Origin of the sequence: Streptomyces sp. SID13666, from assembly GCF_010548325.1 — a bacterium.
Taxonomy (GTDB): Bacteria; Actinomycetota; Actinomycetes; order Streptomycetales; family Streptomycetaceae; genus Actinacidiphila; species Actinacidiphila fildesensis.
Genome location: NZ_JAAGLX010000186.1, coordinates 1 through 445 on the forward strand (window position 1 = coordinate 1; position 445 = coordinate 445).

Consider the following 445-nt stretch of genomic DNA (forward strand, 5'->3'; position numbering starts at 1 on the left):
GAGGGAGCTGAATCCCGTTCGGGGCGTGGTGAGTTGGCGGGCGAGGGCGGTACGGCGCGGGAGGATTCCGGGTCTTCCTCGGCGTCCGGAGGTTCCTGGACGTCAGTCTCCTGGGCGTCGGGCGTGCCTGATGTTGCCCTGGGCGTCTCGGTGTTCACGTCACCCTTGAGGTGGGTGGCCCACCATTCGTTGTCACGTGCGGTACGGGACCAGTGGGTGTGGAAGACCCAGCGGGTGCCACTCTCGCCCTCACCGGAGGGGACCTGGCGGCGCACCCGGCGCAGATGTCCGGCCACCCCGAGTTCGTTGAGGGTGGTGCGCACTGCTGCCTGGCCGTACAGGGGCTGCATCTTGGCGATGGTCTTGGCGTCCATGGCCGAGCTCTCGCAGAGCCGGTCGAGGAGGCTCGCCAGGTATGCGGCGCGGGCCGGGAGATGATCGAAGT

1 pseudogene is annotated in these 445 nt (G+C 68.5%); it reads right to left on the reverse strand.

The window, feature by feature from the left end:
* Window positions 1-445: pseudogene (locus tag G3I60_RS44020) on the reverse strand (hypothetical protein); the annotation flags it as partial.